Origin of the sequence: Serinicoccus chungangensis, from assembly GCF_006337125.1 — a bacterium.
Lineage (GTDB): Bacteria > Actinomycetota > Actinomycetes > Actinomycetales > Dermatophilaceae > Ornithinicoccus > Ornithinicoccus chungangensis.
On record NZ_CP040887.1, the window covers coordinates 1,035,257 to 1,062,181 of the forward strand.

The window sequence follows — 26,925 nt, forward strand, 5'->3', positions numbered from 1 at the left end:
ACCCTGCTCCGCTACGGCCCTGCCGCGCGTCCGGTGCGGCCCAGCCGCGCGTCCGGTGCGGTCCTACCGCGCGTCCGGTGCGGCCCTGCCGCGCGTCCGGTGCGGCCCTACGGCGCGTCCGGTGCCGGAGGGGGCGTGAGGCCGAGGTGCTGGGTGGCGGTGGCCGTCGCGGCGGGCGGTGCCTCGCCGAGCACGTGCTCGGCCAGGAACGCGCTGACGACGGAGTACCAGACCGTGGCGTGCTGCGGGCTCATGATCCAGTGGTTCTCCTGCGGGAAGTAGAGGAACCGGTGCGGGGTCGTGCCGTCCTCCGCCTGGGGCAGCCCCGAGCGCGACAGCAGCTCGTACCACAGCCGCAGGCCCTCGCCGATCGGCACGCGGTAGTCCTTGTCGCCGTGGATGACGAGCATCGGGGTGACGATCTGCTCGACGAACCGGTGCGGGCTGTGGTCCGCGCTCATCTGGGGCGTCATCTCGCGCTGCCAGTAGAACGCGGCGTCCGTCGTCGGGCCGAAGCCGTCCAGGGCCCACAGCGAGGCGTGCGTGACGATCGCCCGGAACCGGTCGGTGTGCCCGGCCACCCAGTTGGCCATGTAGCCCCCGAACGAGCCACCCATCGCCGCGGTCCGGTCGCCGTCGATGTCGGGGCGCGCCACCGTCGCGTCGGTGACGGCCATGAGGTCGGTGTAGGGCGCGTCGCCCCAGGCGCCCCACCCGCGGCGCACGAACTCCTGGCCGTATCCGGTGGACAGCGCCGGGTCCGGGAGCAGCACGGCGTACCCCTGGGCCGTCATGAGCCAGGGGTTCCACCGCCACGTCCAGGCGTTCCAGGACCCGAGCGGCCCACCGTGGATCCACAGGAGCAGCGGGTGGCCGGACGCCCCCGGCTCGTCCTCGGGCAGGGCCAGCCAGGCCCGCACCCGGCTCCCGTCCGCCGCCGTGGTCTCGACCTCCTCGAGCCGACCGGGGATCTGGGGGCGCTCGGCCGGACCCGGGAGCGGGGTCACCTCGCCGGAGGCGACGTCGAGCCGGACGACCTCGGGCGGGAAGAGGTAGGACGAGCGCACGCCGTAGGCGGTGGCGCCGTCCGGGGACAGGACGAGGTCGCTCCACGCGGCGTCGTCGTGGGTGACCTGCGAGACCCGCCCGTCGGCGACGTCGATCCGGAAGACCGGCCGCCGGCCCTCGCTGTCGGCCAGCACCAGCACCGAGGCGCCGTCCGGCGTCCAGGCGACCGGCTGGGCCCAGCGGTCCCAGTCGTGGGCCAGCGGGGTCAGCTCCCCGGTGCCGGTGTCCATGACGTGCAGGCGCGGGTGGGGCGGCCGGTCCGGGGCGGTGACCTCGCCGACGACGACGACCGCCCGGGTGCCGTCCGGGCTGACCGGCCCGGCGTGCGCCTCGGACCCCTCGAGGTCCAGCAGCGTGCGCATCTCGCCGTCCGCGACGTCGACCCGGGCGATGGTGGCGCGCAGGTCGGCCCGTCCCGTCGGGACGCTGAGGTCGACGAGCGCGAAGCTGCCGTCCGGGGACACCCTCGGGCTGGGCTCGTGGAGCGGGGGGTGCTGGCCGCCGGTGAGCAGCCGCAGGTGGCGCTCCCGCGCCCGGTCGGTGGTCCCGGGCAGCCGGGGGTCCTCCTCCGTCTCCCGGGAGGGGTCCGGGCCGTCCTCGAGGGCGAACACCTGCGGCACGTGCGGCCCCAGGTCGTGGTCCCAGTAGCGGACGGGGTAGGAGGAGTGCAGGATCGCGTCGACCTTGGCGGTGCGTCGTCCCTCGTGCAGGGTCCGGTGCTGGGCCTCGTCCGCGGCGCCGGGCAGCAGGCCCGCGACGACGAGGGTGCGGTCGGCGTCCCGGGCGCAGACGACGCCGGACACCCCGCCGGGCCGTCGCAGGACGACGCGCGCCTCGCCGCCGCGTGCGGGGACCTGCCACAGTGCCGAGGCGGGCTCGCTGTCGTCGTCGCCGTCCGGGTCGGGGCGGGCGGAGGTGAAGTAGAGGTCGCCGTCGGCGCTGAAGGCGGCACCGGTCTCGCCCTTCGCGCTGCGCGTGATGCGGTATGCCGCCCGCTCGCCGGAGGGGTCCAGCTCCCAGAGCGCGGACACGAAGCCGGTGCCCGACGAGGTGGGCGTCGACACCGAGGTCACCAGGCGCGTCCCGTCCGAGCTCAGCGCCAGCCCGGAGACCCGGGGGAGGGCCACGTAGTGGGACAGGTCGTGGAAGGGGGTCACCGGTGAGGTCATACCCCGTTCCTATCATTGGCTGCCGACAGGCGCCCCGTCGCTCCCCCCGCCGACGGGCGGCACGGAATCCCCCGGCAGGTCGGGGCGTTGAGAGGGCAGACCAGAGAGGAGACACCGTGACGACGCACTCGCCACTGTTCCGGCTGGAGGCTGACGCCGCCCGCCAGCCCCAGCCAGCCCCGCTGCTGCTGGTGTCCCTGGAGGGCTTCCTCGACGCCGGGCAGGTGAGGTCCACGCTCGCCGACCACCTGCTCGACACCCTCGAGCACGAGGTGGTCGCGACCTTCGACGTCGACGAGCTGGTGGACTACCGCTCGCGGCGCCCGCTCATGACCTTCGACTCCGACCACTACACCGACTACGACGACCCCGCGCTGGTGCTCTACCGGCTCGTCGACGCCGCCGGGGAGCCCTTCCTGCTGCTGCACGGCATCGAGCCGGACTACCGCTGGGAGGCTTTCGTCGACGCCGTCCGCCAGCTGGGGCTGGCCTTCGGGGTCCGCCGCATGGTGAGCGCCCACGGGATCCCCATGGCCGTGCCGCACACCCGTCCGGTGGGCACCACGCGCTTCGCCAGCGACAGCTCGGTGCTGGGGGACTACACGCCTCTCTTCGGGCAGGTGCGCATCCCCTCCAGCGCCGACTCGCTGCTGCACCTGCGGCTCGCCGAGTCGGGGCTGCTGACCATGGGCGTGGCTGTGCACGTGCCGCACTACCTGGCCGAGACGCAGTTCGGGGACGCGGTCGTGGCGGCGGCGGACGCGCTCATGGATCTCAGCGGTCTCGTGCTCCCGACGGCCGACCTGGTCGCGATGGCGGGGCTGACCCGCGGTCGGATCGAGGACGAGCTGGCCAGCAACGACGAGGCCCGCGAGGTCGTCGAGGGTCTGGAGCAGCGCTACGACCACTTCATCGAGGGCCAGCGCCGCAAGAGCCTGCTGGCCGCCGAGGTCGCCAACCTGCCCAGCGCCGAGGAGATCGGCGCGCAGTTCGAGGCCTTCCTGCGCGACCCGGAGTCGGTGGACGACGACGGCGCCGACGAGGGGGAGGGTCCCACGCCGCCGACCGAGGATCAGGAGGGCGGCGGCAGGTCGTAGCGCGGGCCGCTCGGGGCGTCGGTCGCAGGAGTCGGCCGCCGGTCGCCCCCAGCGGGCCTGCCGGTGAGCCGTGGGACCGGGGTGTAGGCCGCGGGGTCCGGGCCCGGGTCGGTGGCCTGCCCCCGACGTCGGCCCAGCACCGCCAGGGCGGCGCACGCCAGCCCCAGGGGGAGCAGGAGCAGGCCCAGCGTCAGCCCGGTGCCGCCACGCAGCCCGGTGGGCGCGGTCCGAGGTCCGTAGGGACCGGCGTAGACGGCGTCGTCGGTGTCGCAGACGAGGGTGGCCGGGCCGCTGGTCTGGTCGGGCCCCGTGCGCGCGACCTCGTGGAAGTCCGCGCCCTGCACCCGGGTCGTGAAGTCCTGCTCGGGCCGCAGCAGGAGCGTGTCGTCCAGCGTGCAGGCGGTGCTCTCCCGGGTCTGCGCCGAGCGCGACCAGACGGACATCCCCTCCTCCGGCACGACCACCTCCTGCCCCGGCACCACCCCCACGAGGTCGGTGGTGGACCGTCCCGCGGAGCCGCTCGCCCCGAGCGCCAGCAGCACGATCCCGGTCAGTCCCAGCAGCACCGCGAGGAGCCAGAGCACCCGGACCCCCGTCGCCCGCCGTCCTGACGTCATACCGCGCAACCTAACGCACCCCGTGTCAGGATGAGCGCGACCCTGTGCCCCGAGAAGAGGAGAGACGACGTGGCTGGACCCGAGTCCGACGTGGCCGTGAAGCCCGACCCCGAGCTGGAGGAGGGAGGGCGCCTGGACGCCCTGGCGAACGCCTTCATCGGCAAGCTGCTCGACTTCGGCGTCGACGGCATCGGTCCGCTGCAGTCCTCCAGCGAGGTCCTGGCCCGGGTGCGGAGCAAGCACGGCGAGGACCGTGACCGGGTGGTCGACGCCATCGTCTCCGAGCACATTCGCAAGGGGGCCGTCGGCGGTTTCGTCACCGGCGTGGGAGGCATCTTCACCATGCCGGTGGCCATCCCGGTCAACGTGCTCGAGTTCTACACCTTCGCCACCCGCATGGTCGCCGCCATCGCCGAGGAGCGCGGCTACGACGTGAGCAGCAGGTCCACCCGTGCCGCCGTCCTGCTGTCGCTCGTCGGCGCGGATGCCGACGAGCTCATGCGCAAGGCGGGGGTCACGACGGCCATGGGCATGACCGGGTCCGGCCGGCTGGCCAACCTGGCGACGTCCCGGCTGCCCAAGGCGGCGGCCATGATGGTCAACAAGGCCGTCGGGTTCCGGCTGCTGACGGCCGTCGGTGGTCGGGCCCTCGGCCGGTTCGTGCGCTTCGTGCCGGTGGCCGGGGGCGTCATCGGCGCCGGGCTGGACGGCTACCTCATGAAGCGCATCGCCGACCACGCTCGCCGTGAGTTCGTCGACCGGGAGTCCGGCGCCGCCGCCGGCTGAAGGTTATCCACAGATCGCGAGCGGGTCCGCCACGGCGGGCCCGTTCGCGGCACGCTGGGGGTATGACGAACCACGAGCCCGGGGGGCGCTCGCCGGAGCCGGACCTCCCCGCACCTGAGACCACCTCCACCTCGACGCGCCCCCCGGGCCCCCCGCTCCGGCTCAGCGGCGCCGGGCAGCTGCTGGCGGTGCTGCCGCACCTGCTCGGCTACCGGCCCCGGCGCAGCATCGTGGTCGTGGTGCTGGCCCTGGACCAGCGGGGCTCCCTGGGCGAGATGGTCTTCACCGGCCGGGTGGACCTGCCGGCGACACCGGACCTCGGGGCGGCCCTGCGGCAGCTGCGCTTCGCGGTGCAGCAGGCGGCGGACACCTCGTCCGGGCCCACCCTGCTGGCGGTGTTCGGGCACGACCTGCCCGCCCGCCCCGACGGCGAGGTCGAGGGGCCCGCCGTGGACGGGCTGCTGGCGGCGTCCCGGGGGCTGGCCGACGAGACCGGCTGCCACGTGCACGACCTCCTCCTCGTCCGCGACACGGACGGCGGACCGCAGATGTGCGCCGTGGTCGCCGACGGCGAGGACCTGACCGAGCAGGAGCGGTGCTGGCGGCCGGCGCCGTCCGCACCCGACGTGCCCGCCGTGGCCGACCTCGTCCTGAGCGGGCGGGGCGTGCTGCCGTCCCGGGCGGCCGTCGCCGCGTCGGTGCGCCGCCGTGACGAGGCGGCGACCCGGGCCACCGAGGTCGCGTTCCGCCTGCTCCACCTCGCCCCCGACCGGCTGGACGAGCGTCGTGCGGTCCGCGACCTGGACGCGTGGGTCCGCGGGGGCCGGACGCTGGACGCGCGGCAGCGGGCGCAGGTGGCCGTGGTGCTGCACGACCGGTGGGTGCGCGACGCCGTCCTGGCCCGGTGGCTGCCCGAGCTGCCCTGGGTGGAGGACGCCACGGTCCCCGACGCGCTGGTCGAGATGACCCGTCCCCTGCGACCCTGGCCCACGACCGACCACCACGAGGGTCTGGGGCGGCTGCTCACGCTGGTCTCTCAGGTGCCCCGCGACCTCGGGGGGCCGCTGCTCACCCTCGGCGCCATGGTCGCCTGGACGCGCGGCGACGGCGCCGTGGCCAACGAGGTGTGCGACCTCGCGCTCGAGGTCGACCCGGGCTGCCGGCTGGCCGGAATGCTCCGCCAGGCACTCGAGGTCGGGCTGCGCCCGCCGCGCCAGGACGCCGGTCGTGCCCACGGCTCGCGGCCCCGTGGGCGTCCGGGCCGACGCGCCCGGGGACGCTCGGGAGGGCTCCCGGCGGCCTGAGGTGTAGCCTCGCGGCACATCTCATCACGCAGGAGGACGCCGTCCATGTCGATCATCGTTGGCTACATCCCGACCCGCGAGGGCCGGGCGGCGCTGGTCGCCGCCCGCACCGAGGCGCTGATGCGCAAGGTGAAGCTCATCGTCGTCAACTCCCACCGGGGAGGACGTGACTTCGACGCGGGGGAGGCGCGGCGCTTCGAGGAGGAGCTGGACGCGGTCGCTCAGGAGCTGGACGGTGCCGGGATCGAGCACGAGGTGCGCGCCCTGGCCCGGGGCAACGAGCCGGCCGAGGACCTCATCGAGGTGGCGGGCGACAGCGACGCCGACCTCATCGTCATCGGGCTGCGGCGGCGCACGCCCATCGGCAAGCTCATCCTGGGATCCAACGCGCAGCGCATCCTCCTGGAGGCGCAGTGCCCGGTGCTCGCCGTCAAGGCCGGCGAAGGCGACTGAGCCGGGCCGCGAACGCCCTCGCCGTCCGCGCCAGGGCGGTCGTGAGGGAGCTTCTGCGCACCCCGGGGAATGTGCGGGAGGGGGTCCAGGTTTTATAATGGTGTGAGCCGCGTGCCGCACCCGGCACCAATCACCACTTCTCGAGCGCGTCGGGTTCCCTCATGCCCGGCTGCGCTACACCTGCTGCCCCACAGAGAGTTGGTCCACCCCGTGACAGCCAGGACGACCCGCACGAGCACCCCGGAGCTCCCGCCCGCCTTCGAGCACGAGGCCCTCCGGGCGCTGCTCATGACCGGCACCGAGCAGGGCTACGTCGAGGCCGAGCAGGTGAAGACTGCCCTGGAGGCCGCGGACGTGACGTCCGCCGCGACGCAGAAGAAGGTGCTGCGGGTCTTCAGCGACCAGGCGATCGAGGTGCGCGCCGAGCCGGCCCCGACCCGCAAGCGGGCCAGCCGCGCCACCAAGCCCCGCACCACGTCGGCCAAGAGCACCTCCGCCGCGAGCCCGCGGTCGGCTGCCGCCAAGGGTGCCACCTCCACGAGCACGGACTCCGGGACCGAGGAGCCCACCTCCTCGGGCGTCAAGGGCGCGAAGGCCACCGCGGCCAAGACCACGACCGCCCGGAAGACGACCTCGTCTGCCGCCAAGGCCACGGCCACCAAGACCACGGCGGCCAAGACCGCGACGACGCGGAAGGCCGCGTCGGCGGCCACCGGCTCCGCAGACGAGCCGGCCGCGCCGGCCAAGGGTCGCGGCCGCAAGAAGAAGGACGTCGTCGACGAGATCGTCGAGGCACCCTCGCCGGAGGACGTCGAGGCCGAGGACGTCGAGGAGGTCGAGGAGGCGCCCGAGACCCCCGAGGTCGCCAAGACCAAGACCCCCGCGACCAAGGGCGACGAGGACAGCTTCACCCTCTCGACCGCCGACGACGACGACGCGCCTGCCCAGCAGGTGGTGACGGCAGGAGCGACCGCCGACCCGGTCAAGGACTACCTCAAGCAGATCGGCAAGGTGGCGCTGCTCAACGCCGAGCAGGAGGTCGAGCTCGCCAAGCGGATCGAGGCCGGTCTCTTCGCCGAGGAGAAGCTCAACTCCGGGGAGAAGATCGAGGCCAAGCTCAAGCGCGAGCTGTGGTGGATCTCCAACGACGGCAAGAACGCCAAGAACCACCTGCTCGAGGCCAACCTGCGCCTCGTGGTCTCGCTGGCCAAGCGCTACACGGGTCGCGGCATGCTCTTCCTGGACCTCATCCAGGAGGGCAACCTCGGTCTCATCCGCGCGGTCGAGAAGTTCGACTACACCAAGGGCTACAAGTTCTCGACCTACGCCACGTGGTGGATCCGGCAGGCCATCACCCGCGCCATGGCCGACCAGGCCCGCACCATCCGCATCCCGGTGCACATGGTCGAGGTCATCAACAAGCTGGCCCGCGTCCAGCGCCAGATGCTGCAGGACCTCGGTCGCGAGCCCACCCCGGAGGAGCTGGCCGCCGAGCTGGACATGACCCCGGAGAAGGTCGTCGAGGTCCAGAAGTACGGTCGCGAGCCGATCTCCCTGCACACGCCGCTGGGCGAGGACGGTGACAGCGAGTTCGGTGACCTCATCGAGGACTCCGAGGCGGTCGTGCCCGCCGACGCGGTCTCGTTCACCCTGCTGCAGGAGCAGCTGCACTCCGTCCTCGACACGCTCTCCGAGCGCGAGGCGGGCGTGGTGTCGATGCGCTTCGGGCTCTCCGACGGTCAGCCCAAGACGCTGGACGAGATCGGCAAGGTCTACGGCGTGACCCGCGAGCGGATCCGCCAGATCGAGTCCAAGACGATGTCCAAGCTGCGCCACCCCTCGCGCTCGCAGGTGCTGCGCGACTACCTGGACTGAGCACACCCCCTCGAGCCCGGCCACCTGGCGACCCGCCAGGTGGCCGGGCTCGTCTCGTCAGCGCTGCCCCGACTCGCGCCACTGCCGCTCGAAGGGGAGCCGCCAGGTGAACGGGGTGATGAGCTGGTGGATCTGGTTCGGACCCCACGACCCCTTCTGGTACGGCCGGACCACGGGCGGGTTCTCGAGCAGCGGCTGGCTGATCTCCCAGAGCCGTTCGATGCCCGACGCGGACACGAAGAGCGTGCGGTCGCCGCGGGCCGCGTCGTAGATGAGCCGCTCGTAGGCCTCCAGCACGCTGCCCGCCCAGTCGGTGTCCTGCATGGAGAACTGCATCGAGAGCTTGTCCAGCTTCATGCCCGGTCCGGGCCGCTTGCCGTAGAAGCTCAGCGACATCCGGGCCCGGTCGGCGAGGTCGAAGGTGAGGTGGTCCGGGCCGTGGTCGCCGACGCCCGACCCCGGGGGGAACATTGACTGCGGCGGCTCCCGGAACGCGATGGAGATGATGCGGGCGCCCTCGGCCAGCTGCTTGCCGGTGCGCAGGTAGAACGGCACCCCCGCCCAGCGCCAGTTGTCGACGAAGCACTTGAGCGCCACGAAGGTCTCGGTCTGGCTGTCGTCGCCGACCCCGGGCTCGTCCCGGTAGCCGACGTACTGCCCCCGCACCACGTCGCTGGGCTCCAGCGGGAGCATCGAGCGGAAGACCTTGTTCTTCTCCCGGCTGATCGCCAGCGGCTCCAGGGAGGTGGGCGGCTCCATCGCGGTGAAGGCCAGGATCTGGAAGAGGTGGGTGACGACCATGTCGCGGTAGGCGCCGGTCTGCTCGTAGAAGTCGCCGCGCTGGGCGAGCCCCAGCGTCTCGGGCACGTCGATCTGGATGTGGTCGATGTGGTTGCGGTGCCAGATCGGCTCGAACAGTCCGTTGGCGAAGCGGAAGGCCAGGATGTTCTGCGCCGGCTCCTTGCCGAGGAAGTGGTCGATCCGGAAGATCTGCTCCTCGTCGAAGACCTCGTGCAGCCGCCCGTTGAGCTCGACGGCCGAGGCGTAGTCGGTGCCGAAGGGCTTCTCCATGATGATGCGGCTGCGTTCCACCAGCCCGGCCGAGGCGATGGTGCCCACCGCCTTGAGCGCCGCCCTCGGCGGGACCGAGAGGTAGTGCAGGCGCAGCGGCTCCTCGCCCTCGAGCTGCTCCTCGGAGCGGTCGACCGCCGCGCGCAGCGCCTCCGGCCCCTCCGAGCCCGGGACGTAGTCCAGGTGCTGGGCGAAGTCCCTCAGCGCCGAGTTCTGGCAGTCCCGCACGCTGAACTCCTGGACCGCCTCCATCGCCAGGTCGCGGAACTCGTCCACCGACAGGTCGTCGAGCGAGGTCCCCACCACCCGCAGGTCGTCGACGAGGCCGGACAGGAAGAGGTGCAGCACGCCGGGGATGAGCTTGCGACGGGCGAGGTCGCCGGTGGCCCCGAACAGGACGACGGTCAGCGGTGCGGTCATGGGTCACCACTCTGTCGTCTCCGGCTGCCTGACGCCACCCCGCGGCCGACGCACCGGTGGGCGGTCAGCGGCGCAGGAGCCGTCTGAGGCCCGCGCGCACCCCCTCCACACCGCTGACCGGCAGCAGCACGGCGTTGACGCGCTGGTTCCAGGGCGAGGTATGCCGCACCTCGTCCACCACGGTGCGCACGTCCTCGCTCATCTGGTCCGCCTCGTCCTCGCCGAGGGTGCCGGGAGCGGCATACCGGGAGCGTTCGAGGGTGGCCACCGCCCGCCCCAGGGCGCGGTCGCCGCTGTCCTCCATCGTGGTGCCGCCGAGGTAGTGCCGGCGCATGCTCCGGGGGCTGCGCTCCGGCGCGGTGGCGACACCCAGGTCGCTCAGCGACCGGGTGAGCAGCTGCCACTCGCCCTCGATGCGCTCGGACGCGGTGGTGGCCGAGCGCAGGCCGGCCTCGCGGTGCCGGCGGCCGGCCCAGGGCAGGATGGTCGCGACCACCCCGAGCAGCAGCAGCGCGAGCAGCGTCCGCAGCAGCGTGGGCAGCAGGTCACCCAGCCGGTCGAGCAGGGTCGGGTCGCTCGGCACCGGCGCCGCCGTCGGCTCGGGCGTGGGGGTCAGCTCCTGGGGCACCTCCGAGGTGCTGGGGGCGGCGTCACCCTCGTCGGTGGACCGGGCGTAGGCCGGGGGCGTGCCGGCGCGCACGCCCGGGGTCGGCTCGAAGCGGGTCCACCCCAGGCCGTCGATCCACAGCTCGGGCCAGGTGTGCGCGTCGGCGGCGATGACCTGACGGGACCCGTCCTGCTGCGGGGTGCCGGGGAGGAACCCGACGGCCATGCGCGCGGGGATGCCCTCGGTCCGGGCCATCATCACCATCGCCGTGGCGAACTGCACGCAGTAGCCCTGCCGGGTCTCGAGAAACCCGCCGATCGGGTCGTCCGCACCGGCCTCGGCAGCGGGCTCGAGCTCGAGGGAGTACTCGTAGTCGCCCTCGCTGCGCAGGTGGCCCTGGATGAGCACGGCCGCCTGCAGCGCGTTGTCCTCGTCGCCGACCACCTCGTCGGCGAGCGCGGCGACCTGGTCGCGGGAGACCTCGTCCACCGCCAGCAGGTCCTCGTCGAAGTCGGCGGCGGCGGCCGGTTGCTCACCGACGCCGTCCGGCAGCTGGCCCCCGACGTCGATGGTGAGGTAGGTCGCGTCGTAGCCGGGGCTCTGGCCCTGCAGGACGACGGTGGCGTCCTGCGGGTCGTACCGGTAGTCGGCGCCCTCCAGCTCCAGCGAGGTGAGCAGCGGAGGAGCGGCCAGGTGGGGCGGCTCCAGCACGTTGTCGAGGACCTGGAACTCGGACTCGCCGACCGGCACCTCCTCACCCAGCCCCGGCGGGTCGGGGATCGGCGCACCCTGGGGGAGCAGCGCGGAGGTCAGCCGCTCGGGGGCGACCCACCGGCCGTCCTCGAAGCGCTCGGTCGCGGTGACGCGCAGCGGCTGCAGGCTGATGGCGTTGGTGCGGTAGGTCAGGACCGGTGCCTGGGACTGGTTGCGCAGGTCCTGGCCCGGGTCCATGGTCTCGGTGAAGGAGACGTCACCGGCGTCCGCGTCGACGTCGCGGGCGTCCGGGTTGCGGGCGAGCCCGTCCCCGAAGAAGGTCGGCGGCAGGTGCGGCAGGAAGGAGGCCCCCAGGACGGCCGCCACGACGGTGAGCGCACCGACCAGCTGGGCCAACCCGCGGTAGGTGCGTGGCCCCTCGGACACGTCCCCGGCCCCGTGGGACTCGCGCCGGCCCGCGGAGGGCCACGACAGGGTCAGCCGCCGCCCCTGCTGCGCGAGCATGAGGAGCCACATGACGAGCACGGCGGCGAAGTACCACGGCTCCATGGCCTGCCCCGTGTTCGACACCGAGACCAGGAAACCCGCGACGAGGGGTATGCCGGCGCTCGCCGGCGCGCGCCCGGTCACCCCCATCGAGTCGACCGACACCGCGGTCAGGGTGAGGACCGCGACGACGAGGAAGGAGACCCCCTGGGTCGTCGGGGCGGGTGCGGCATACGTCTGCAGCACGGTGCCGGCCTGCGCCAGGAGGGCGCCGACCATCTCGAGCGTCTCCCGGGTGGGCAGGACCCCGCGCCACAGCGTGTCCTGCAGGTAGATGACGGCCAGCCCGCCGAGACCGAGCGCGAGCTGGCCGAGGGCGACCAGGGTCGGTGGGGTGTCGAGGGACCGCAGCACGGCACCGCCGAGGGCGATGAGCAGCACCATCGTCACGCCGGGGGCGAGCCAGCTGCCCTCCCGCAGCAGGTCGGTCAGCGGCCACGCGACGGACAGCGTGGCGAGGGCCGCCACGAGTCCCTCGGCCCACAGGCCCCGGGCCACCCAGTCGCGGTCGTCGTCGTTCATGCCGACCTCCCGACGGCGGCGGCCCGCAGCGAGGTCCACGCCTCCGGTATGCCGGTGTGCGGCCCCACGGTCACCGTGCGCCACCCGGCCTCGCCCAGGACCCCGGTGGGCGCGTCCTCGGTCGACGGGCCGCCGAAGCGGGCCGGGTCCAGGACGAACGCCAGGGCCCGCGACCCGGGCTGGCGGATGGAGGCGAGGGTCCGCAGCTCGCGGTCGTCGTGCGCGACGACCGCGGCGACGAGCAGCACCCCGCCGGAGCTGAAGGAGGAGGCGGCCGCCGAGAGGCGGTCGAGCCGCGCGTCGGGCTCGGGCTGGACCCGGGCGAGGGCGTCCATCGCCGGGCCCAGCTCGACCGGGTGCTGGGCGCTGCCGTCCCGGAGGGCGACGTCGGTGAGCAGGTGGACGACGAAGCCGTCGGCCACGAGGTGCCGCGCGACCGAGGCGAGGGCGCTCACCGACCACTCGTAGGACGGGCGCATCCCCGACCCGGGGTGGGCCTGGGCCCGGGAGTCGAGCAGCAGCACCGCCCGGCGGCGGGCCGGGCGGTCCTCCTGCCGGACCATGAGCTCGCCGCGGTGCGCGGTCGCCGGCCAGTGGACCCGGCGCAGCTCGTCACCGTCGCGGTAGGTCCGGATGCTGACGTCGTCCTCGCCGTGCAGCGCGATCATCTGGGGCTGCTCGCCCTCGCTGCCGCGCGAGCTGCCGCGCATCCGGTCCTCGCCCAGGCCGACGACGCGGGGCAGGACGAGCAGCTCGGTGCGGGAGGACAGCTGCAGCGTGCGGAAGGTCAGCCCGAAGGGGTCGCGCTGCCGCAGCACGATGGGGCCGAGCGCATAGGCGCCGCGGTGCCGCGACCGGACGGTGTAGCGCAGCCGACGCTCCTCGCCGGTGCTCATCCGGGGCAGGATGTAGCGCGGGCGGTCGCCCAGCTGGTAGTCCAGGTGCTCCTCGGCGAGGTAGACCGCGGACCGGGGGCCGAGGTTGCGGAAGCGCACCTCGACCTCGCCGCGCTCTTCCGGGACGAGCCGGGGGGGCTCGACCTCGCGCGTTACCGTCATGCGCGGGGTCCGGCGGGGCATGAGGACCAGCACGAGCACGGGCAGGGCCACCAGGGCGAGGCCGATGCGGGTGACGTCCTCGTAGCCCAGGACGGTGCCGGCGCCCACCATGAGCAGGCCGAGCACGAGGAACACCTTGCCCCTCGTCGTCAGCGCCCCCCACGGACCGGTGGCGTGCGTCATCGGTGGCGGCCCGGCCTCATCGACCCGAGGGGACGCTGGTGCGCTCGACGAGGTCACGGACGATGTCGGCGGTGCTCCGGTGAGCGAGGGAGGCCTCGCCGGTGGGGAGCACCCGGTGGGCCAGCACCGGGACCGCCATCGCCTGCACGTCCTCGGGGAGGACGTGGTCGCGGCCGGCCAGCGCGGCGTGGCTGCGCGCCGCGCGCAGCAGCTGCAGCCCGGCCCGGGGGGAGGCCCCCAGCCGCAGCATGCGGTGCGCCCGGGAGGCCGACATGAGCTCCACGACGTACTGGCGCAGCGCGGGGGAGATGTGCAGACCCCTGACGTTGTCGATCTGCTGCTCCACGTCGGCCGCGGTCGTGACCGGGTGCAGGCCCTCCAGCGGGCTGACCGAGCCGTGCGTCTCGAGCATCGTCATCTCCGAGCTCGCCGACGGGTAGCCCATGGAGATGCGGGCCATGAACCGGTCCCGCTGGGCCTCGGGGAGGGGATAGGTGCCCTCCATCTCGATGGGGTTCTGGGTGGCCATGACGAGGAAGGGACGCGGCAGCTGGTAGGTCTGCCCGTCCACCGTGACCTGGCGCTCCTCCATGGACTCCAGCAGCGCCGACTGCGTCTTGGGCGAGGCCCGGTTGATCTCGTCGCCGACGACGACGTTGGCGAAGATGGCGCCGCGCCGGAACTCGAACTCGCGCGAGTCCTGGTTGAAGACGCTGACCCCGGTGATGTCGCTGGGCAGGAGGTCGGGGGTGAACTGCACCCGGCTCACCCGGCAGTCGATGGCGCGCGCCAGGGCCTTGGCCAGCATGGTCTTCCCCACGCCGGGCACGTCCTCGACGAGGAGGTGGCCCTCGGCCAGGAGGGCGGTCACCGCGGTGGCGACCGCCTCGTCCTTGCCCTCGATGACGGTCGCAATGGCCCGGTGCACCGCGCCGGCGACGGACTTCACGGCATCCAGGTCGACGGTGTCGGGCGCGGGCGAGATGGCAGACATGACCCCGATCTTGCCAAACGTGGCGCCGAGCCGCGTCGTGGTCCCGCGGAAGTGCGGCGGATGCCCACCCTCCACTTCCCCCCACCGCCGGCCCTGCGGGGCGGCCACGACGGCCCTGGTCGCCGGCGGAGCGCGCCGTGCAGCGTCGTGACCTGCGGTGATGTCAGGGCTGGCGCGCGGTGCTCCTCCGACCCGGGGTCGGGGAGCGCGATCTGCGCCCGATGGCCCTCCACCACGCTCCACCACCTCTGACCTGCAACATCGCCGAAACTTGTGGCACGATTGCCCCGGTTTGCTCGCCTTGGTGGGGCAAAGTGGAGTAGAGTGGGGGCACTTGGAGACACCGGCCGGACGACCGAAGGGGTGGTGACGTGCTCTTCCTCGGCACCTACACGCCCCGCCTGGACGACAAGGGCCGGATGATCCTGCCGGCGAAGTTCCGCGACCGGCTGGCCGGCGGACTCGTCATCACGCGGGGGCAGGAGCACTGCCTCTACGTCTTCACCCAGGCCGACTTCGAGCGTCTCGTCCAGCAGTGGCAGGACAGCCCCACCTCCTCCAAGACGGTCCGCGACTACCAGCGCTTCTTCCTGTCCGGCGCCTCCGACGAGATCCCGGACAAGCAGGGACGGGTCACGGTGCCGCCGCTGCTGCGCACCTACGCCGGCCTGACCGGCGAGTGCACCGTCATCGGTGCGGGCAACCGGCTGGAGGTCTGGGACACCCGGGCCTGGGCCGCCTACACCGAGGAGCACGAGGACTCCTTCGCCGACCTCTCCGAGGAGGTGGTCCCCGGACTCATGTGACCTCGGGCGACCGCACCCTGGCCTCCCCCCGTCCGTCGACGCCCCGACTCCTCTTCCCCGGAGCCGGGACCGCACCTCCGACCCGACCCGACTTCCCCCGGGCCGGGACGGGGCGGACGGTGGGGGACCAGGGACCGGCCACCGGGCGCCACCCGCGACCAGGGACCGACCGACATGGCAGCACAGACCCCGCGCGCGACCCAGGACCGGCACGTGCCGGTCCTGCTGGACCGGTGCGTCGAGCTGCTCGCCCCGGCCCTGCAGCACGAGGGCGCCGTCTACGTCGACGGGACCCTCGGCATGGGCGGGCACACCGAGGCGGTGCTGCGGGCGTGCCCGAACGCCCGCGCGGTCGGCATCGACCGTGACCCCCAGGCCCTGGCCCTGGCCACCGAGCGGCTGGCGGGCTTCGGCGACCGCTTCCTCCCGGTCCACGCCGTGAGCGACGACCTGCCGACCATCCTGGCCGAGGTCGGGGTCGACGGCGCCGACGCCGTGCTCTTCGACCTGGGCGTCTCCTCGCTGCAGCTGGACGAGCTGGAGCGCGGCTTCGCCTACCGCGCCGACGCCCCGCTGGACATGCGGATGGACCAGTCGGTGCCCGGCACCGCCGCCGACGTGCTCAACACCTACGACGTCCGCGACCTCACCCGGATCCTGCGCGACTACGGGGAGGAGCGCTTCGCCCGGCCGATCGCCCGCGCCGTCGTGCGCCGTCGCGAGCAGGAGCCGTTCACCACGTCCGGCCCCCTGGTCGAGCTGCTCCGCGACGTCGTCCCGGCCGCGTCCCAGCGCAGCGGCGGGCACCCCGCCAAGCGCACCTTCCAGGCGCTGCGCATCGAGGTCAACGCCGAGCTGTCGACCTGGCGCGACGGGCTGACCGCAGCGCTGCGCGCGCTGGTGACCGGCGGTCGCATCGCGGTCCTGTCCTACCACTCCCTCGAGGACCGCATCACCAAGCAGGGGCTGGCCGCCGGGGCGACCAGCTCGGCCCCGCCCGACCTGCCGGTCGAGCTGCCCGAGCACCAGCCCTGGCTGCGCCTGCTCACCCGCGGTGCGGAGCGTGCCGACGCGCAGGAGCAGGAGTCCAACCCCCGGTCCGCCTCGGTCCGCCTGCGTGCCGCCGAACGCCTCCGCACCACCCCCGACCAGCCCGTCCGCACCGCCCGCGAGGAGCCCCCCACGCCATGAGCCAGATGACCATCTCCAGCCGTATCGGCCGGGTCGCGCCCGCCCGCGCCGCGGTTCGCGCCCGCGCCGTGGACGCCGCGCCGGCCTCCACCAGCAACGGGTTCCGGCTGCTGTGCGTCTTCCTCGTCGCGCTGACGTTCACGGCGGTCCTGCTGCTCAACACGGTCCGCGCCGAGGGGTCCTACGTCCTCAGCACCCTCGAGGTGGAGGCCACGGCGCTGCACGACCAGAAGGTGACCCTGGCCGACGAGCTCGAGAGCAAGGGGTCCTCGGAGAGCCTGGCCCAGGCCGCGACGAAGCTCAAGATGGTGCCCTCGACCTCCACGGCGACGCTGCGGCTCTCCGACGGCTCCATCACCGGCGTGGCGTCCAAGGTGGACGGTTCGCGCACGCTTACCGTTGATCTGCCCTCGACGGGCACGGCTCCGGCGAAGGACGACTGACAAGGGGTGAGCACCGTGGCACGACCGCGCATCGCCCATCGCTCCCCGTCCTCTCGAGCCGTCGCCGCCGGCGTCGCCCACCCGGCCCGCCGCGCCCGCGCCCTCATGCTCGGGGTCCTCATCGTCCTCAGCCTCTTCGCCGCCCAGCTGGTGCGGCTGCAGGGCCTGGACGCCGCGAGCGTCTCCGCGGCCGCCCTGGGGGAGCGCCTGCAGTCGCGGACGATCCCCGCGGCCCGTGGGAGCATCACCGACGTCCACGGGGACGCGCTCGCCGTCAGCGTCGAGCGGCGTCGCATCGTGGCCGACCCGACCCTCGTCGTCGACTACGAGCGCACGGAGAAGGCGGCGGACGGCTCCCGTCAGGTCGTCGGGACGGGGTATGCCGCGGCGGCCCAGGTGGTGTCCGAGATCACCGGCGCCGACCAGGCCGACGTGCTCCGCCGGCTGACCGAGCCGCTGGGCGAACAGTACGCCGTGCTCGTGCCCGACGCCTCCCCGCAGGAGTGGCAGGAGATCAAGGCCGCCTCCATCCGGGGGGTGTCCAGCGAGGAGCTGATGCGCCGTGAGTACCCCCTCGGCGAGGCCGCCGCACCGCTCCTGGGCTGGATCGGCTCGGGGGAGATGGCCGCCGGCGGGATCGAGCTGGTCCGGGACGAGGAGCTCACCGGCGAGCCGGGGGAGGCGCTCTACGAGATCGGCCGGGACGGCCAGCGGATCAGCACCGGTGTCTACGAGGAGGACCCGGCCCAGCCGGGTCAGGACCTGCGCCTCACCATCGACGCCGACCTGCAGTGGCGGGCCTACGACGCGGTCCGCACGCGGGTGAAGGAGGCCGGGGCGCTCTCCGGCTACGCCGCGGTCATGGACGTCGAGACCGGGGAGCTGCGCGCCCTGACGAGCTACCCGAGCTTCGACCCCTCCGAGAGCACTCAGGACGCCGCGGACATGCGCAACGCCGCGGTCGAGGACGTCTACGAGCCCGGGTCCACCTCCAAGCTCATCACGGCCGCTGCAGCCCTCGAGGAGGGCATCGTCGAGCCGGACACCCCGATCGAGGTCCCGGTGACGATGAGCCGGGCCGGCACCCGCTTCAAGGACGCCGAACCGCACCCGGTGGAGTACCTCACCTTCGGAGGCGTGCTCGCCAAGTCCTCCAACATGGGCACCATCCTCTACGGCGAGAAGCTCAGCGACCAGCAGCTCTACGACTGGATGCGCCGCTTCGGCATCGGTGACCGGACCGGCCTCGGGCTGCCCGGGGAGTCGGCCGGCCTCGTGCCCGAGCCCTCCACGTGGAGCGCGACCACGCGTTACACCTTCATGTTCGGCCAGGGGCTCTCCGGCACCCTGCTGCAGCAGATGGGCGTCTTCCAGACCATCGCCAACGACGGCGTCATGCTGGCCCCCAGCATCGTCGCCGGCACCGTGGACGAGGACGGCCGCTACACCGAGGAGGATCCTCCGGCGCCCGAGGAGAACCGGCGGGTCATCAGCGAGGAGACGGCGCAGAGCCTCACCGAGATCATGCAGCAGGTCCCGTCCACCGAGGGCACCGCACCGCTCGCCGCGGTCCCCGGCTACCACGTCGCCGGCAAGACCAGCACCGCGTCCCGGGTCGACCCGGAGACCGGGCGCTACGACGGCAGCGTGACCTCCTCCTTCATGGGCTTCGCCCCGGCCGACGACCCGAAGTACGTCGTGGCCGTCGTCATCCAGCGCCCCACCCGCATCAGCGAGTTCGGCGGGGTCATCGCGGGGCCGGTGTTCTCTGACCTCATGCGCTACGCGCTCCAGCAGGAGGGCATCGCCCCGGCGACCACCCCGCCCGCGCAGTTCGACATCGAGTTCGACCCCGAGGAGCCGGTGCCCGGCCAGAAGGGTGTCACACTGGGAGACCTCGCCATCAAGGACGAAAGGACCGATGGGTGATCCCCCTGAGCCTCGGTGAGGTCGCCCGCCTGACCGGCGGCCGCGTGCACCCGGGTTCCCCCGGTCACGCCTCCGTCCGCATCACCGGCCCCGTCGTCACCGACTCCCGCGAGATGCTCCCCGGCGGCCTCTACGTCGCCCGGCGCGGGGAGAGCGCCGACGGGCACGACTTCGTCGCCGCCGCCGCGGAGCGCGGCGCGGTCGCCGCCCTCACCAACCGCCCCGTCGAGGGTCTGCCGTGCGTGGTCGTCGAGGAGGACCCGGCCCGCCTCTCACCCCGTCCGGACCGGCCCCCCTACGACGCCGTGACCCGCGCCTTCGCCGTCCTCGCGCGCGAGGTGCACGACCGCTGCTCCGCGCACGGCGGGCTGCGCACGGTGGCCATCACCGGGTCCTCCGGCAAGACGTCGACCAAGGACCTCATGGCGCAGGTCCTGCAAGGGCTGGGGCCGACGCTGGCGCCCGAGGCGTCCTACAACTCCGAGGTCGGGCTGCCCCTGACCGTCTGCCGGCTGACCGAGGACACGGCCTACCTCGTGGCGGAGATGGGCGCCTCGGGCGCCGGGCACATCGCCCACCTGACGCAGGCGGCCCCGCCCCTGGTCTCGGTCGTCCTCAACGTCGGCAGCGCCCACCTCGGCGAGTTCGGCTCCCGCGAGGCGATCGGGCGGGCCAAGTCCGAGATCGTGGCCGCGCTGCCCGAGGGCGGCCTCGCCGTGCTCAACGCCGACGACGACGTCGTCAGCGCCATGGCGGACGTCGCGGCACGGGCCGGGGCGCGCACCGTCCTCGTCGGTCTCGGCCCGCGCGCCCAGGTGCGCGCCGAGCGGGTGAGCCTGGACCCCCTCGGGCGCGCCTCGTTCGTGCTCACCGCCCCCGGCGGGGTGGCCCAGCCGGTGACCCTGCGGCTCGCGGGCGAGCACCAGGTCGGCAACGCGCTCGCGGTCGCCGCGGTCGCCGCCGAGTGGGGGATGCCGTGGCACGACGTCGCGGCCGCGCTGGGGGCCGCCACGCCGCGGTCCCGGTGGCGGATGGAGGTCACCGAGCGACCCGATGGCGTCACCGTCGTCAACGACGCCTACAACGCCAACCCGGAGTCGATGCGGGCCGCGCTGCGCGCCCTCGCGGCGATGCGCCGCGACGAGGGCCGGACGGTTGCCGCGGTCGGCGGCATGCTGGAGCTCGGCCCCGACAGCGACCTCGAGCACGAGCGCGTCGGCGCGCTCGCGGCCGACCTCGGGGTGGACGAGCTGGTCGTCGTGGGGCCGGTCGCCGGCCCGGCGGCGACGGCATACCTCGACGCCGGAGGCACCAGGGCGACGACCCTGGCGGACCGGCACGAGGCGCTGACGCACCTGCGGCAGACGCTGCGACCCGGGGACGTCGTGCTGCTCAAGAGCAGCCGGGACTCCGGGCTCCGTCTGCTCGGCGACGAGCTGGTGGGCGGCTGATGGTCAACGTCCTGCTCGCCGGTGCGGTCGCCATGGTCTTCTCGCTCTTCGGCACCCCGGTCTTCATCCGCTTCCTCGTGCGCCGCGGCTACGGCCAGTTCATCCGCGACGACGGCCCCACCTCGCACCACACCAAGAGGGGGACGCCCACCATGGGCGGCGCGGTCATCATCGGGGCCACCCTGGCCGGCTACGTCGTCTCCCACCTGCTGCTCATCCTGCTCGACGTCACCGGCGTCCTCGAGGTCACCCACTCGCGCTTCAGCCTCAGCGCCATCCTCGTCCTCTTCCTCATCACCGGCCTGGGGTTCATCGGGTTCCTGGACGACTACACCAAGATCTCCAAGCAGCGCAGCCTCGGCCTCACCTCGGCGGAGAAGCTCACCGGCCAGACGGTGGTCGCCATCGTGTTCGCCCTGGCCGCGCTGCTCCTGGAGGGGGACAGCACCCGGGCCCCGGCGTCCACCGCCGTCTCCTTCGTCCGGGACACCGCGGTCGACCTGGCCTTCGCCGGCCCCGTGCTCGGGGTGATCCTCTTCATCCTGTGGGCCAACGTGCTCATCGCGGGCGCGTCCAACGGGGTCAACCTCACCGACGGCCTCGACGGGCTGGCGACGGGCGCCTCGGTCATGGTGTTCGCCGCCTACTCGGTCATCGGCATCTGGCAGTACAACCAGAACTGCCAGCTGGCCCCGGGGCCCAACTGCTACGACGTCCGCGACGCGCTCGACCTGGCCGTCGTCGCCTGCTCGGTCGCCGGGGCCTGCTTCGGGTTCCTGTGGTGGAACGCCTCGCCGGCCAAGATCTTCATGGGCGACACCGGCTCGCTCGCCCTGGGCGGCGGGCTCGCCGGGCTGGCCATCACCACCCGCACCGAGCTGCTGCTCGCGGTGCTGGGCGGGCTCTTCGTCATGATCACGCTGTCGGTCATCATCCAGGTGGCCAGCTTCAAGCTCACCCGCAAGCGGGTCTTCCGGATGGCGCCGCTGCAGCACCACTTCGAGCTGCTCGGCTGGGCCGAGGTGACCATCGTCATCCGCTTCTGGATCATCGCGGGCATCTGCGTCGCGGTGGGCCTGGGACTGTTCTACGGCGAGTGGGTGGCGAACCTGTGAGCACCGACCTCGACGAGCTCACCCACCGGGACGCGGACTGGAGCGGGCTGCGCGCCCTCGTGACCGGGCTCGGCGTCACCGGCTTCGCGGCGGCCGACGCGCTGCTGCAGCACGGGGCCCGGGTGACCGTGCTGGACCTCGGCAACGACAGCGAGAAGCAGGACACGCAGGCCGGCATCCTCGGCATCCTCGGCGCCGACGTCCGCCGCGGCCCGGAGCACGTGGCGGCCTGGCCGCAGGAGGACCCAGCCGAGCAGGGTGCACCTCTCGAGGTCGACGTGGTGGTGACCTCACCGGGCTGGCCGCCCCACCACCCGGTCCTGGCGGCGGCGCTGGAGCGCGGCATACCCGTCTGGAGCGAGATCGAGCTGGCGTGGCGCCTGCGCCCGCGGGTGGGTGCCGCTCCCTGGCTCGTGGTGACCGGCACCAACGGCAAGACGTCCACCGTCCAGCTGCTGACGTCCATGCTGCAGGCGGCCGGCCTGCGCGCCATCGCCACCGGCAACGTCGGCACCCCGGTCCTCGACGCCGTCCAGCACCCCGACCCCTACGACCTGGTGGCCGTCGAGCTGTCCAGCTTCCAGCTCCACTTCACCCACAGCATGAGCCCGCTCGCCTCCTGCGTGCTCAACCTCGCACCCGACCACGTCGACTGGCACGGGTCGCTGGAGGCGTATGCCGCAGACAAGGCCCGGGTCTACGAGCGCACCCAGGTGGCCTGCGTCTACAACGTCCAGGACCCCCGGACCGAGGCGATGGTGGAGCAGGCGGAGGTCGTGGACGGCTGCCGGGCCGTCGGCTTCACCCTCGGCACGCCGGGCCTGTCGATGCTCGGGCTCGTCGACGACGTCCTGGCCGACCGGGCCTTCGTCGAGGAGCGGCGCACCTCGGCCGCCGAGCTCGGCACCCTCGCCGACCTCGCGCGGGCCTCGGGTGGCGACGGCTCGTCGGCGCCCCCGCCGCACCTCGTCGCGAACGCCCTGGCGGCGTCCGCCCTGGCGCGCGCCGCCGGCATCACCCCGGCCGCGGTCCGCGAGGGGATGCGCAGGTTCCGCTCGGACGCCCACCGGATGAGCGTCGTGGCCGAGCAGGAGGGGGTGGTCTGGGTCGACGACTCCAAGGCCACCAACCCGCACGCCGCCCTCGCCGCGCTGCGCTCCTACCCCCACATCGTCTGGGTGGCCGGCGGCCAGCTCAAGGGCGCCGAGGTGGAGGAGCTGGTCGTGGAGGTCGCCCCGCGGCTGCGGGCCGTCGTGCTCCTCGGGGCCGACCGGGACCTCGTCGCGCAGGCGCTGGCCCGACACGCGCCCGAGGTCCCGGTCCACGACGCCGGCGTGACCGACCATGGGGACATGGCTGCGCTGGACCGGGTGATGGACGACGTCGTGGCCCGGTGCGCCGACCTCGCGCGCCCGGGCGACGTGGTCCTGCTCTCGCCCGCCGCAGCCTCGCTCGACATGTTCCCCAGCTACGGCAGCCGCGGCGACACCTTCGCCTCCGCCGTGCGCCGTCACCTCGGGGGGCCGACCTCGTGACGACGACCCTGGACCGTCCCCGCGGCTCGTCCTCCCGCGGGGGGAGCGAGGAGACCGGCTGGAGCGTGCAGTCGGTCGGCGAGTGGCTGCGCTCGCCGGTCGCGCCCTACTACCTCGCGCTGGTGTCGGCCTCGGTGCTCACCGGGCTGGGCCTGGTCATGGTGCTCTCGGCCTCCAGCGTCGGCTCCTACCGCGACAACGGCAGCTCCTACACCGTCTTCCTCAACCAGCTGGTCTTCGGCTCGGTCGGCATCGTGCTTGCCGTCATCGGCTCCCGGCTTCCCGTGAGCATGTGGAAGAGGCTGGCGTGGCCCGGGGTCTTCCTCGCGCTGGCCCTGCAGGTCGCGGTCTTCACCCCCCTGGGCATGGGCTTCCAGGGCAACCGCAACTGGATCTCCATCGGCGGCTTCTCGCTGCAGCCCTCGGAGTTCGGCAAGGTCGCGCTCGTCGTCTTCGGGGCCGCCGTCCTCGCCGCCAAGAGACGGGTCATCCACAGGCCCTTCCACGCCGCCATCCCGCTCATCTTCCCCTTCGGCATGCTGCTCGTCGGGCTGGTGCTGCAGGGCCGCGACCTCGGCACGGGCATGATCATGCTCGCCATCGTCGTGGGTCTGCTGTGGGCGGCCGGGCTGCCGGCCCGCTGGTTCGTCGGTCTGGGCGCGGTCGCCTCGATCGGCGTGGCGGTCCTCGCCGCGGGCAGCGCGAACCGCATGCAGCGCATCCAGACGTGGATCGGCGGCATCTGCGACAGCCCGCACGTCGAGGGCTGCTACCAGAAGGTCCACGCGGAGTACGCCCTCGCGGACGGTGGCTGGTGGGGGCTGGGGCTGGGGGAGTCCCGGGAGAAGTGGGGCATCCTGCCCGAGCCGCACAACGACTTCATCCTGGCCATCATCGGGGAGGAGCTCGGACTGCCGGGCAGCCTCGCGGTCCTGGCCCTCTTCGCCGTCCTGGCCTACTCCTGCTTCCGGGTCGTCACCCAGGCCGAGGACGGCTTCACCCGCCTGGCGGCGGCCGGGATCATGGTCTGGTTCCTCAGCCAGGCGTTGCTCAACATCGGCTCGGTGATCGGCATGCTGCCCATCATCGGCGTGCCGCTGCCCCTCGTCTCCAGCGGCGGCTCCGCACTCATCGCGGCGCTCATCGGCATCGGTCTGCTGCTGTCCCTCGCCCGGTCCCTCCCGGGGGCCGAGGAGGCGCTGCGCGGACGCACCGGGACGCTGCGGCGCACTCTGGCGGCCGTCCCGGGCGCCGGTGGCTCGCGCCGCGGCTCCACCACCCCGGCCCGCCGCAGAGCACGCGGGGTCGGGCCCAGGGCGGGCGGCGGTGAAGGCGCCGGACCGCAGCGCGGGGTGCGCGTCGTGCTGGCCGGTGGGGGGACCGCTGGTCACGTCATCCCGTTGCTCGCGACCGCCGACGCGCTGCGGCGTCGGGTCCCCGACGCGGACATCCGGGTGCTGGGCACCGCGGAAGGACTCGAGGCGCGCCTGGTGCCCGAGCGGGGCTACCCGCTCACCGTGGTGCCCAAGGTGCCCTTCCCCCGCCGGCCCGACGCCCGCGCGCTGCGCTTCCGCCGCCCTGCGCCGGGCGGTCGCGACGGCGGCCGAGACCATCCGCGACGGCGACGCGCAGGTCGTCGTGGGGTTCGGTGGCTACGTCGCCACCCCCGCCTACCTCGCGGCCCGCCGCGCGGGGGTGCCGATCGTCCTCCACGAGCAGAACGCCCGGCCCGGGCTGGCGAACCGGCTCGGGGCCCGCTTCACCGCGCGGGTGGCCACGACCTTCGCGTCCACCGAGCTCCCGCACGCGACCCGGGTGGGGCTGCCGCTGCGCGAGGAGATCCGGACCCTGGACCGCGACGCCCTGGCCGGGGCGGCGCGCGAGGAGTTCGGTCTGGACGAGGGCCGTCCCACGCTGCTCGTCTTCGGTGGCTCGCTCGGGGCGCAGCGGCTCAACGAGGCGGTGGCCGGGGCCGGCGCCGAGCTCTTGGCCGCCGGGGTCCAGGTCCTGCACCTCACCGGCGCCGGCAAGGAGGTTCCCGCGCCCGGGCCCGACCCGGTCACCGGTGCGCGCTACCTCGCCCTGCCCTACACCGACCGCATGGACCTCGCTTACGCCGTCGCCGACCTCGCGCTCTGCCGGGCCGGGGCCGGGACGGTCTGCGAGCTGGCCGCGGTCGGGCTCCCGGCCGTCTACGTCCCGCTGCCCATCGGCAACGGCGAGCAGCGCCTCAACGCGCGCGAGGTCGTCGAGGCCGGCGGCGGGCTGCTCGTCGAGGACGCACAGGTCGACGAGGACTGGGTGCGCCGCGTGGTGCTCCCGCTGCTGCAGGACGGCCCACGTCTGCAGGTCATGGCCGCCGCCGCGGCCGAGCACGGGGACCGGGACGCCGCCGACCGGCTGGTCGACCTCGTCCTCGAGGCGGCGAGGGAGGCGCGGTGAGCGTGGCGCGCTTCGACTTCACCGAGCCCGTCCCGAGGGCCGAGGAGCTCGGGCCGGTGCACGTCATCGCCATCGGTGGCGCGGGCGTCTCCGGGGTGGCCCGGCTCTTCCTCTCCCGCGGGGTCGCGGTGTCCGGGTCGGACCAGCGCGACAGCCCGACGCTGCGCTCGCTCGAGCAGGCAGGGGCCCGGGTCCACGTCGGGCACGACCCGTCCCACCTGGGTGACGCCCGCACCGTCATCGTCTCGGGGGCGGTCCGCGAGGACAACCCCGAGCTTGCCGCCGCCCGCGCGGCCGGCCTCAGGGTCCTGCACCGCGCCCAGGGCATCGCCGCCTTCCTGCACGGCCGGCCCGCGGTGGCGGTCGCCGGGGCCAACGGCAAGACCACCACGAGTGCCCTGACGACAGCCGCCCTGCAGGCGGCGGGCGCGGACCCGGGCTACGTCCTCGGCGCCCCCCTGGCCAGCACCGGCGTGAGCGCGGCCCCCGGGGTGCCCGACGGTCCGGTGGTCATCGAGGCGGACGAGAGCGACGGCAGCTTCCTCACCTACCGGCCCCAGGTCGCGGTAGTGACCAACGTCCAGCCCGACCACCTCGACCACTACGGCGACGCGGCCGCGGTCGAGGCGGCATACCAGGACTTCGTCGGGACGATCCCCGACGGCGGTCTGCTCATCACCACGCTCGACGACCCGGGCGCCGCGCGGCTGGCCGCGCACGCCCGTGCGTCCGGCGTGCGGGTCGTGACGTGGGGCGCGCAGGACGCCGACGTGGTCGTGTCCGACGTGCGCTCGGAGGGCACGAGCGCCTACGGCACCGTCGTCGTCGGTCCGGGCGTCCCCCTGCTCGAGGAGGGGACGACGGTGCGGCTGCACCTCCCCGCGCCGGGAGAGCACACGGTGCACAACGCGGTCGCGGCGCTGCTGGCGGCGACGGTCGGCCTGGGTCTGCCCCTGGGGGCGGCCGTGGACGGGCTGGAGCGGTTCGCGGGGGTGCACCGACGCTTCGAGCGGGTCGGGGTGGTCAAGGGGGTCGAGGTCGTCGACGACTACGCGCACAACGCCCCGAAGGTCGCGGCGCTGGTGCGGGCCGCCCGCAGCGCGGCCGCGGGGAGGCGGCTCGTCGTCGCCTTCCAGCCGCACCTGTTCTCCCGGACACGGGACTTCGCGCCCGGCTTCGTCGAGGGCCTCGCCGGGGCGGACGTCGTGGTCCTGCTGCCGGTGTATGCCGCCCGCGAGCGTCAGGAGGACCACCCGACGGTGACCTCCGGGCTGCTCGCGAGCGGTCTGCGCGCGCACGGGGCGGCTCCGCGTGTCCTCGAGGTGGACTCGCTCGGGGCGGCGGCGCCCGTGCTCGCCGAGGTGGTCTCCGACGGGGTCGAGACGTTGGTGGTCACCGTGGGGGCGGGCGACGTCACCGGGGTCGGCGCCGAGCTGCTGGACCTGCTGGACGGCCGGTCGCCGGAGGGTGACGCGACGACGCGGACGGTCCTGGGGGGAGCGTCGTGAGCCCGCGGTGGCCCCTCCGGC

At 73.8% G+C, this 26,925-nt stretch carries 19 protein-coding genes and 2 pseudogenes; 15 read left to right on the forward strand and 6 right to left on the reverse strand.

Annotated features, from left to right (window positions below; all coding sequences use genetic code 11):
- Positions 1 to 107: 107 nt before the first annotated feature.
- Positions 108 to 2,237 (reverse strand): prolyl oligopeptidase family serine peptidase, encoded by a 2,130-nt coding sequence (locus FHD63_RS04685; RefSeq protein WP_139720537.1) that lies wholly within the window; start codon positions 2,235 to 2,237, stop codon positions 108 to 110.
- A 116-nt stretch (positions 2,238 to 2,353) separates the two neighbouring features.
- Between FHD63_RS04685 and FHD63_RS04690 the strand changes: the two genes are divergently transcribed.
- The gene (locus tag FHD63_RS04690; protein ID WP_139720539.1) at positions 2,354 to 3,334 is read left to right on the forward strand and encodes a PAC2 family protein; all 981 of its coding nucleotides are present in this window, start codon (positions 2,354 to 2,356) and stop codon (positions 3,332 to 3,334) included.
- On the opposite strand, the gene FHD63_RS04695 is transcribed toward FHD63_RS04690, so the two are convergent.
- Positions 3,310 to 3,951, reverse strand: a complete 642-nt coding sequence (locus FHD63_RS04695; RefSeq protein ID WP_139720541.1) for a hypothetical protein — start codon at positions 3,949 to 3,951, stop codon at positions 3,310 to 3,312. The genes FHD63_RS04690 and FHD63_RS04695 overlap by 25 nt on opposite strands.
- Positions 3,952 to 4,020: 69 nt before the next feature.
- Here FHD63_RS04695 and FHD63_RS04700 point away from each other — a divergent pair, with 69 nt between their 5' ends.
- The 4 genes from FHD63_RS04700 (at position 4,021) to FHD63_RS04715 (ending at position 8,369) form a co-directional block, all read left to right on the forward strand.
- The gene (locus FHD63_RS04700) at positions 4,021 to 4,737 is read left to right on the forward strand and encodes an EcsC family protein (protein ID WP_238705769.1); all 717 of its coding nucleotides are present in this window, start codon (positions 4,021 to 4,023) and stop codon (positions 4,735 to 4,737) included.
- A 62-nt stretch (positions 4,738 to 4,799) separates the two neighbouring features.
- Positions 4,800 to 6,041, forward strand: a complete 1,242-nt coding sequence (locus tag FHD63_RS04705) for a DUF4192 domain-containing protein (protein WP_139720545.1) — start codon at positions 4,800 to 4,802, stop codon at positions 6,039 to 6,041.
- A gap of 45 nt (positions 6,042 to 6,086) precedes the next feature.
- On the forward strand, positions 6,087 to 6,494 hold the full coding sequence (locus FHD63_RS04710; RefSeq protein ID WP_139720547.1) for a universal stress protein: 408 nt from the start codon (positions 6,087 to 6,089) through the stop codon (positions 6,492 to 6,494).
- 210 nt (positions 6,495 to 6,704) lie between these two features.
- Positions 6,705 to 8,369 carry an RNA polymerase sigma factor gene (locus FHD63_RS04715; RefSeq protein ID WP_420853121.1) on the forward strand — a complete coding sequence of 555 codons (1,665 nt, stop codon included), beginning with the start codon at positions 6,705 to 6,707 and terminating at the stop codon, positions 8,367 to 8,369.
- Between the two features lie 57 nt (positions 8,370 to 8,426).
- Here the strand turns inward: FHD63_RS04715 and zwf are convergent, their stop codons facing one another.
- The 4 genes from zwf to FHD63_RS04735 all read right to left on the reverse strand — a co-directional run bounded on the left by zwf (position 8,427) and on the right by FHD63_RS04735 (position 14,484).
- Positions 8,427 to 9,860 carry a glucose-6-phosphate dehydrogenase gene (gene zwf / locus FHD63_RS04720; protein WP_139720551.1) on the reverse strand — a complete coding sequence of 478 codons (1,434 nt, stop codon included), beginning with the start codon at positions 9,858 to 9,860 and terminating at the stop codon, positions 8,427 to 8,429.
- A 64-nt stretch (positions 9,861 to 9,924) separates the two neighbouring features.
- On the reverse strand, positions 9,925 to 12,249 hold the full coding sequence (locus tag FHD63_RS04725; protein ID WP_139720552.1) for a transglutaminase TgpA family protein: 2,325 nt from the start codon (positions 12,247 to 12,249) through the stop codon (positions 9,925 to 9,927).
- Positions 12,246 to 13,490, reverse strand: a complete 1,245-nt coding sequence (locus FHD63_RS04730; RefSeq protein ID WP_139720554.1) for a DUF58 domain-containing protein — start codon at positions 13,488 to 13,490, stop codon at positions 12,246 to 12,248. The genes FHD63_RS04725 and FHD63_RS04730 overlap by 4 nt, the downstream gene beginning before the upstream one ends.
- Positions 13,491 to 13,506: 16 nt before the next feature.
- The gene (locus tag FHD63_RS04735) at positions 13,507 to 14,484 is read right to left on the reverse strand and encodes an AAA family ATPase (protein ID WP_139720556.1); all 978 of its coding nucleotides are present in this window, start codon (positions 14,482 to 14,484) and stop codon (positions 13,507 to 13,509) included.
- A gap of 371 nt (positions 14,485 to 14,855) precedes the next feature.
- Between FHD63_RS04735 and mraZ the strand changes: the two genes are divergently transcribed.
- From mraZ to murC, 10 genes and pseudogenes are all read left to right on the forward strand, one after another.
- Positions 14,856 to 15,290, forward strand: a complete 435-nt coding sequence (gene mraZ, locus FHD63_RS04740) for a division/cell wall cluster transcriptional repressor MraZ (RefSeq protein WP_139720558.1) — start codon at positions 14,856 to 14,858, stop codon at positions 15,288 to 15,290.
- Between the two features lie 174 nt (positions 15,291 to 15,464).
- Positions 15,465 to 16,481: a 16S rRNA (cytosine(1402)-N(4))-methyltransferase RsmH gene (gene rsmH, locus FHD63_RS04745; RefSeq protein WP_139720559.1), complete on the forward strand. Its 1,017-nt coding sequence runs from the start codon at positions 15,465 to 15,467 to the stop codon at positions 16,479 to 16,481.
- A complete protein-coding gene (ftsL, locus tag FHD63_RS04750; protein ID WP_139720561.1) occupies positions 16,478 to 16,924 on the forward strand; it encodes a cell division protein FtsL in 447 nt (148 codons plus the stop codon). Before rsmH ends, ftsL begins: the two co-directional genes overlap by 4 nt.
- A gap of 15 nt (positions 16,925 to 16,939) precedes the next feature.
- A complete protein-coding gene (locus FHD63_RS04755; protein ID WP_139720563.1) occupies positions 16,940 to 18,853 on the forward strand; it encodes a peptidoglycan D,D-transpeptidase FtsI family protein in 1,914 nt (637 codons plus the stop codon).
- Positions 18,850 to 20,304 (forward strand): UDP-N-acetylmuramoyl-tripeptide--D-alanyl-D-alanine ligase, encoded by a 1,455-nt coding sequence (locus FHD63_RS04760; RefSeq protein ID WP_139720564.1) that lies wholly within the window; start codon positions 18,850 to 18,852, stop codon positions 20,302 to 20,304. The genes FHD63_RS04755 and FHD63_RS04760 overlap by 4 nt, the downstream gene beginning before the upstream one ends.
- Entirely contained in the window at positions 20,304 to 21,419 is a 1,116-nt protein-coding gene (gene mraY, locus FHD63_RS04765) for a phospho-N-acetylmuramoyl-pentapeptide-transferase (protein ID WP_139720566.1), read from the forward strand. The genes FHD63_RS04760 and mraY overlap by 1 nt, the downstream gene beginning before the upstream one ends.
- Entirely contained in the window at positions 21,416 to 22,954 is a 1,539-nt protein-coding gene (murD, locus tag FHD63_RS04770; protein WP_139720567.1) for a UDP-N-acetylmuramoyl-L-alanine--D-glutamate ligase, read from the forward strand. The genes mraY and murD overlap by 4 nt, the downstream gene beginning before the upstream one ends.
- A gap of 158 nt (positions 22,955 to 23,112) precedes the next feature.
- Positions 23,113 to 24,072 (forward strand): annotated as a pseudogene (locus FHD63_RS04775) (FtsW/RodA/SpoVE family cell cycle protein); the annotation flags it as partial.
- Between the two features lie 234 nt (positions 24,073 to 24,306).
- Positions 24,307 to 25,396, forward strand: a pseudogene (gene murG, locus FHD63_RS04780) (undecaprenyldiphospho-muramoylpentapeptide beta-N-acetylglucosaminyltransferase).
- Complete coding sequence (murC, locus tag FHD63_RS04785) at positions 25,393 to 26,904, forward strand: UDP-N-acetylmuramate--L-alanine ligase (RefSeq protein ID WP_139720569.1); 1,512 nt, start codon at positions 25,393 to 25,395, stop codon at positions 26,902 to 26,904. The pseudogene murG and the gene murC overlap by 4 nt, the downstream one beginning before the upstream one ends.
- The last annotated feature ends 21 nt before the right edge of the window (positions 26,905 to 26,925 follow it).